Below are 6,816 nucleotides of genomic sequence, written 5' to 3' on the forward strand. Positions count from 1 at the left end.
CAAGAAATAGAAACTCTAGAAAGATTTCGGCTAGAGAGAGAAATGGCTTTGGAGGATGAAAGAAAGTGGTACGAAGAACATGGCGATGATGATTTCGATGAGTATGAAGATGAAGAATAACCATTTTCACAACTGATAGTTATCAGCTAAAGCTATTTCGAGAAAAATTTTCGGAGTTATTAAACTTCTAATATCAAGCTAATAAAAGGTTATAGTGAAAATTCCAGATAAAAATCATAATGTTCACTTGTAAAGGTAATCTCAAACAGAGCAATTGTAAATAATAGTACAAGCAACAACTATGGTATTGGTATTATGCTAATAGACTGATACAATGTTTGAAGTTCCCTCTCAGATTTAATCTGCTGTTTACTCGACTTTATTTTTTATGGAAATATTCGACTAGCCCGCTAACATCTGACTTTTGTTGGTTTAGGCGGGAGCGATGCTCCAAAGTTAGATCGGACTTTAATTCTCAGTTAAAGAGCTAGATTCTCAATAAAAACAGTTTATTAATACCCCTCTTACTTTTGGGGTACTCAAAGAGTGCGTGGAATTTAAAGGGCTAATAATTGTGACAGAAAAATATATCTTAAATCCCCTTATAGGAGCGGTATTCGTTTCCCTGTTAACTGCTTTTCCATCGGAGGCACAAGTGAAGCGCGATCTAACTCTGACTAACAACACCAGCATCAAAATAGAAGGAAATAAAATGATTATTGAGGGAGGCACTCAAGTAGGACAAAATCTGTTTCACAGTTTTCAGGAGTTTTCTCTATCTAAAGAAAATATAGCTAACTTCAACAATGCATTAGATATTGCTAATATTGTCGTCCGCGTCACAGGTGGATCTGCTTCTAATATTGATGGCATAATCAGTGCTAATGGTACAGCCAACCTATTTTTCTCCAATCCGAATGGTATTAGCTTTGGACAAAATGCACGTCTAAATATTGGTGGCTCATTTTTGGCTACTACAGCTAGTGCTTTCATGTTCCCCAATGGTTCTGAATTTAGTGCTACCAACCCACAAGCTCCACCACTACTAGGAATTAATGTTCCAGTTGGCTTAAGATTCGGAAGTAATCCAGGAGCGATTCAAGTTACTGGCGCGGGTGACGGATTAACTTCTCCAGGCTCAAGTCTTAAACCAAGTATTACAAATCCAAACTCAAGTGGTTTATCAGTACAGAATGGGCAAAACTTAAATTTAGTAGGTAATGGAGTCAGCTTCAAAGGCGGTATTTTAACAGTGAATGGTGGAGGAATTAATGTTGGCAGTGCTAGTTCTGGCGTAGTCAGCATTAATCAAACAGCTAAAGGATACACTTTAGGTTACGAAGGAATTTCTGATTTGAGCGATATTAATTTATCGCAACAATCACTAATAGCTGCTGGTCAAGATCAAGGCGGTTTTATTACATTGCAAGGAAAAAATATTTATGCAAACGATGGCTCAGTAATTTTGAATCAAAATTCCGGCTCACAATCTCTTAAAGACATCAACATTAATGCTTCCGAAAGAGTGGAGTTAAGTGGGAGTTCTCCTGATGGAAAAGTTACTAGCCGCTTCCGAACCGAAACTTTAGGGACTGAAAATGCTGGGGATATAAACATCTTTGCTAAAGAATTAACCCTTCAAGGAGGAGCGGTTATAAACAGTAGAGTCTATAGTTCTGCTAAAGGCGGTAGCGTGAATGTTGACGCTTCTGAACTTGTGCAGTTTATTGGATTTTTGCCCTCGGATAATACTATCACTAGCAACATCACTGCTAGTACAACATCTGCTGCTCTTGGAAATGCAGGAGATATTTCGGTAGCAACAAAGCGGTTACTGCTTCAGAATGGGGGATTGATATCATCTCTAACTACTGGAGTCGGCAATGGAGGCGATATACTTATAAAGGCAACTAATTCTGTAGAATTAATTAATACCCCAGATTTCATTGCTTCCGGAGTATTTCGTGGGCCTAATTACACTTACGTGTCTAGTGGAACTCTCGGAAATGGAAAGGCTGGCGATATAACAGTCAATACACCAAAGTTGGTAGTAGGAGAGAAGGCATCGATTGATACATCTACTAGAAGCTCTGGTTCTGCGGGAATTCTTGCTATCAATGCTGACAATATAGAATTAAGTGGTTTGATAAATTCATCTGCTATCAAGGCGACTTTAAACATACAAAGAGTATTTAAAACTCCTCCAGAGCCTAGTGGTTCACCTGGGGAAGTAAATATTAACGGACAATCTCTAAATATAATAAATGGTGGAGAAATCGGTGTCAGGAATGAAGGAATCGGCAATGGAGGAAAACTTACAATTAAAACGAATTGGCTCAATTTAGATCACAAAGCTTCTATTGCTGCCTCAACTGCTTCTGGTGAAGGCGGTGATATTTCGCTAGAAGCAAGAAATGTGCAATTGCGCCACAACAGTCTTGTTACCGCAACTGCTGAAAGCGGTCAAGGTAACGGAGGCAACATAACCGTAAAAGCAGATACAGTAGCTTTGTTAGAAGGTAGCAAAATCACAGCTAATGCATTTGAAGGAAGAGGGGGGAATATCAACATTGATACTCAAGGACTATTTGTTTCTCCCGATAGCAAAATTACAGCTCCACCCAAAGCTGTTTTGAGAATAACAATCTTCATCCATGCCCAATTTTCAGTGCTTAAATCATTTGTCGAAAGCAACTCCCGGATTTCTCATTTTCATCCCCTTGCTGATAATTGATCCAGCACATTCACAAACAATAGCTTCATTCCCGATCCGAACTATACAAGAACCTTGGGAAGTTCCTAAACCTTTACCTCAAAGACTTGACCCGACAATACCATACCCGAATGCACCACCTTTAAGAGAAAATGCACCCTCAAATCAACAAATCATCAAAGTGGCAAGTTTTGTCTTTAAAGGTAATACAGTAATTAGAACCCAAGAGCTAGAAGCGGTAGTTGCTTCTTATTTGGTCAGAGAAATTACATTTGATGATTTGCGTCAAGTTGGTAAGGTAATTACAAAATTATATGTGGATAAAGGTTACATCACTTCTGGGGCTTTTTTGCCGATCGCAGAAAATCAAGCAATTAATCCAAATCAAGCAGTAATTACTATTCAAGTTGTAGAAGGGCAACTGGATAAAATTGAAATTATTGGCGGCACACGATTGGACAATTACATTCGTCAACGATTACCAAGCACTGTTGAAGTAGTCAATGAAAAACACCTACTAGAAGCTTTGCGACTCTTACGACAAGATCCCTTGATCGAATCAATATCAGCACAATTAGATAATGGTTCTTCAGTAGACAGAAGTATTTTGACCGTCAAAGCTAAGGAACGCCAGTCATTCACAATTGAAACTGGTCTAGACAATTCTCGTTCACCTGCTACCGGAAGTTTTCAGCGTTTCTTTGAGATCGAAGATGCTAATTTGTTTGGTATAGGTGACAAGTTAAGTGTTGGCTATCGAAACACAGACGGTAGCAATACTTTGTCAACTAGTTACTCTGTCCCCCTCAATCCACAAAACAGTAGAATCGAGTTTTCATTCATCAACTCTTCGAACAACATTATCGAAAATCCTTTTAATTCTCTAGATATTTTGTCTAATGCTCGTGGCTATGAGTTGAGTTTTCGACAGCCGTTAGTCCGTAAAGCCACTGCCACGTCAACACAAGATATGAGTTTAAAACTCACGGCTTCTCGTTTAGAAAGTGAGTCCGAAGTGTTGAATACACCTTACCCCTTAAATGCTGGTGCTGATTCTAATGGAAAAACCCGCATTTCTGCTATTAGATTTTCGCAAGAATGGCTCTTGAGTAGCACAAGAGAAAGTTTATCAGTGCGATCGCAATTTAGTTTTGGCATTGCTGCTTTTGGCGCAACTATCAACAACTCTGCTCCTGATGGTCGTTTTTTTGCTTGGCAGGGTCAAGCTGGGTGGGTTAGGAAATTGGGTAGCGATGCCCAATTCATTGCGATAACAGACCTTCAGTTAGCTGATAGACCTCTGGCTTCACTCGAACAAATTACGTCAGGAGGTGCAGATTCAGTACGGGGTTATCGTGAAGCCACTTTCTTAACTGACAACGCATTTTTATTTTCAACCGAGTTACATCTAGCAGCTTGGAGACAATCCAACCAGCAATTTTATATTATTCCTTTCTTTGATTTTGCTTTTTCTTGGAATAATAATACAGTCGAAACACCAAACTCAGCAGGGAGTTTAGCATCCATCGGCTTGGGTTTACAGTACCAAGTAGGAAATCGTTTCAATGCTCGTCTGGACTACGGCTTTCCTTTAATTAACGTTGACACCAATTCAGATAAGCGAACATGGCAAGAAAACGGAGTTCTTTTTTCTATCAATTATCAACTGTAATCAAGTACTTTCTGTTGGCACTATCTATAGTATTTCTTGTAATTATCTCTTCAGAAAAAGCTAAAGCTCAAATACATAGTGCATCAACACTTACTCAAATGGGGTATGAGCAATTGCATCAAGGCTATCCTGACACAGCCATCAAAACTTGGTCAGCAGCTTACAAAGCTTATGAGCAACTCAAGGATTCTGAAGGGATGACTGGTAGCCTAATTAACCAAAGCTTGGGATTTCTTGCCCAAGGCTTTTATCGCAGTGCTTGCAGTACTCTGTTAACAGCTTTGAAATTATCAAATGAGATTTGTAGTTCCCCTTTAGAAGAAGTTTTGCAGTCAAAAGATAGCTTAATTGAGTCCTTACAACATCAACCACTCACAAAAGTTCAAGTTATTGGACTTCGCCAGATGGGTGATGTACTGCGCTTGATTGGCAAACCCGAAGCTTCTTTTGTTGTCTTGCAAAAAGCGATCGCAATGACTGGTGATTTAAAACTAACACAGTCAAAGTTGTATAATCAATTATTATTAAGTTTAGCAGATACAGAACGCACTCTGTATCTGCAAGCCAAAAATAAATACCAATTAACAGATAATGCTAGTGCTAAACAACAAGCAGTAATTACAGCACAAGCTCAAGCTAAATCTGCTCTATCTTTATATCAGCAGGTAGAACATCAAACACCAAATCTCCTATCTCTCACAGCCAAATTAAATCAACTAAATTTCTTGTTAGAACTAGATAAATGGAAAAATCTTACAGAGGGAGTTTTTTCTCCCAGAAAAGAATTAATTCAGCCATTACTTCAACAATTATTGAGTCTCAATAATCAATTCGATGATTTTCCAGCCATTGACTCTATCTACGCTCGTTTGAATTTGGCTGAGAGTTTAATACAAGTCGCTCAAAACACTAAATTAAATCAACTTAGTTCTTCACAAGTAGAGAATCCACTATTAACTGCGCTATCTATTTCTCATCATGCACTTGATACTGCCGAAAAATTAAACAATACACGCGCTAAATCTTATGCTTTAGGAACTATTGGTAAAATTTATGGTTGCTTAGAACAGCCACTGGAATCTCAGAAATATTTAGAACCAGCAATGGAATTAGCTCAATCAGTAAAAGCTTGGGACATTGCATATCAGTGGCAATGGAGATTAGGACGTTTGTATCGGCAACTCAAAGAAACTCAAAAAACTGATAAAGCATATACATCTGCTATTAACAGTCTTGACCAAGTTAGAGGTAATATTCTAGCAATGAACCCTGATCTCCAGTTTGATTTTAAAGAAAAAGTTGAACCTGTATATCACGAATACATGGAGTTCCTATTCTCTCAAGAAGATAATTCACAACGAGCAGTTGCCATTCAAGATAAGCTGAGAATTGCGGAAATAGAAAATTTTCTCCAATGTGGAAGATTAACTACATTTTCTGATACTGCTAATAGTCAAGATTTATCTAATTTTCCACCTGTTATCTTTTTTATCAAATTATCAAATCAAATTCAAGTAGTTGTTCAGACTTCCAAACAGTTCCATCGCCATCAAATAGATATCAAATTAGCTGGTGATTCCATCGATAATTTTATCAGAGTCATTCACAATCAACAATTCGTTAAAGTTCAAAGTTATGATTATATTACTTATGCTCAAAATCTTTATAATTTGTTAATCGCCCCCATCAAACAGTATTTACCAAAATCAGGAAATTTAGTCTTTATTCCCGACAGCTATTTTCAAAATATCCCTTTTGATATGCTGTATGATGGCAACAAGTATCTCACGGAATCCTACGCTATTTCAAACGCATCCAGCTTCAAACAATTACAAGCTCAATTTGAAAAACAAAAACAAATCAAGGTTTTATTTGCTGGGATCTCTGAAGCTGTTACTCTTTCCGAAAATACTTTAGTCACGGAAAGTTTTCAACCTCTTCCTCAAGTCAATCAGGAGATGAAAAATATTAAAAAAAGCATAAATTATGTGTCAGTGTTACTCAATGATGAATTTACTAATCACAACTTTCGAGAAAAATTTGAAACTGACTCATTTCCCATAGTTCACCTGAGTACCCATGCTCAATTTAGTTCAGATCCTGACAACACTTTTCTATTGACTTGGAAAGAACTCCTTAAAGTCCAACAATTAAAATCTTTGTTAAAAAATAAGCAATCTCCTATTGACTTACTCGTTTTAAGTGCTTGTGAGACTGCTAAAGGAGATCGGCGTTCAGCTTTGGGAATTGCTGGCATTGCTGCACAAGCTGGAGCGCGGAGTACCTTAGCTACTCTCTGGTTGGTAAGTACTTATGCAAAATTAATTACATATTTTTCTCCAAAATCTCGAATGACTTTTTCAACATAGTTAACTAAATTTGACCAACTAGAGTATGCATCTATTTCTATCCATTCATATTTCATAAAACG

Annotated in this window: 3 protein-coding genes; all 3 read left to right on the forward strand. The window is 37.6% G+C overall.

Annotation, left to right across the window (positions count from 1 at the left end; all coding sequences use genetic code 11):
* The first annotated feature begins 574 nt into the window (after positions 1 to 574).
* Genes LC605_RS30110 through LC605_RS30120 form a run of 3 tightly spaced genes read left to right on the forward strand, consistent with a single transcriptional unit; the run spans position 575 to position 6,754 of the window.
* Positions 575 to 2,734, forward strand: coding sequence for a filamentous hemagglutinin N-terminal domain-containing protein (locus LC605_RS30110; RefSeq protein ID WP_229551094.1), 2,160 nt, complete (start codon positions 575 to 577; stop codon positions 2,732 to 2,734).
* Entirely contained in the window at positions 2,655 to 4,385 is a 1,731-nt protein-coding gene (locus LC605_RS30115) for a ShlB/FhaC/HecB family hemolysin secretion/activation protein (protein WP_229551095.1), read from the forward strand. The genes LC605_RS30110 and LC605_RS30115 overlap by 80 nt, the downstream gene beginning before the upstream one ends.
* A complete protein-coding gene (locus LC605_RS30120) occupies positions 4,340 to 6,754 on the forward strand; it encodes a CHAT domain-containing protein (protein WP_229551096.1) in 2,415 nt (804 codons plus the stop codon). Before LC605_RS30115 ends, LC605_RS30120 begins: the two co-directional genes overlap by 46 nt.
* Positions 6,755 to 6,816: the final 62 nt, after the last annotated feature.

The sequence above is a fragment of the Nostoc sp. CHAB 5836 genome, assembly GCF_020829445.1.
Lineage (GTDB): Bacteria > Cyanobacteriota > Cyanobacteriia > Cyanobacteriales > Nostocaceae > Nostoc.

What these genes read in the sequence shown, in the direction of transcription:
- LC605_RS30115 (WP_229551095.1), top strand. Translation starts at nt 2,655, where the DNA reads ATGCCCAATTTTCAGTGCTTAAATCATTTGTCGAAAGCAACTCCCGGA.
- LC605_RS30120 (WP_229551096.1), top strand. Translation starts at nt 4,340, where the DNA reads ATGGCAAGAAAACGGAGTTCTTTTTTCTATCAATTATCAACTGTAATC.